Genomic DNA, 456 nt, shown 5'->3' with positions numbered 1-456 from the left:
GATGTGCGCGGTGGAGCCGACGTGGGCCGCGGCGGTGACGACTTCGTGCTGGCACTCGGGGTGCACCAGGACGTTGACCCCGGGTATGCGGGCCCGCACGTCCTCCACCGACTCCAGCGAGAAGCGCCCGTGCACCGAGCAGTGCCCGCGCCACAGGATCATCTTCGCCGCCCGCAGCTGTTCGGCGGTCAGCCCGCCGCCGGGCTTGTGCGGGTTGTAGACCACGCAGTCGTCGAGCGACAGGCCCATGTCGCGCACCGCGGTGTTGCGGCCGAGGTGCTGGTCGGGCAGGAAGAGCACCTTCCCGCCCTGCTCGAACGCCCACTCCAGCGCGCGCCGCGCGTTGGACGAGGTGCAGATGGTGCCGCCGTGCCGGCCGGTGAACGCCTTGATGTCCGCGGAGGAGTTCATGTACGCCACCGGGACGGTCGTGTCGGCGACACCGGCGTCGGCGAG

1 protein-coding gene is annotated in these 456 nt (G+C 71.5%); it reads right to left on the bottom strand.

All coding sequences use genetic code 11. From position 1 onward, the window contains the following. On the bottom strand, positions 1–456 hold a 456-nt coding region (gene nadA / locus AC5RWQ_RS30480), incomplete at both ends, for a quinolinate synthase NadA (RefSeq protein ID WP_494286044.1).

Source organism: Micromonospora sp. BS32, assembly GCF_059089345.1.
The sequence above is the reverse complement of the archived record's forward strand: the minus strand, read 5'-3'. Positions and strand labels throughout refer to the sequence as shown.